This is a genomic window from Pseudomonas sp. 1121_17 (assembly GCF_052850745.1).
The window spans coordinates 1-315 of record NZ_VXCX01000038.1 but is presented as its reverse complement, the minus strand read 5'-3'; the positions used below and the strand labels follow the sequence as shown (position 1 = coordinate 315).

Annotated in this window: 1 protein-coding gene; it reads right to left on the bottom strand. The window is 61.9% G+C overall.

The genetic code is table 11. The annotated features are described in order from the left end of the window. Nucleotides 1–315, bottom strand: a 315-nt coding sequence (locus FW789_RS24315) for an immunoglobulin-like domain-containing protein (protein WP_446432155.1), incomplete at both ends; no start/stop codon positions are given.

The following is a 315-nucleotide window of genomic DNA, read 5'->3' as shown; positions in this document are numbered from 1 at the left end:
GTGCTGCCGATGCGCACGTTCAGGACGACTGGCGCACTGCCAGCTTGCGGCTTGTCGCTCAGTTCGAAGTTGAAGGTGACGTTGGCATCTGCTTCGGTGGCCGCAACGCCGGTGACCTTGACGGTGACTGGGGTTTCGGTGTCAGCGATTTGTGCGGTGGCAGTGGCGCCGGTGGCGATTTTCTCGAAGTTACCGCCGGTGCCGCCAGTGACGGTGGCGACCAGCTGGCTGGCGTCTTTGTACACGTCTTCGCTATTCGGGTTCGGGACCTGGATCGAGCCCTTGCCGTTGCTGTCGATGTTGACGGTGTAGTCG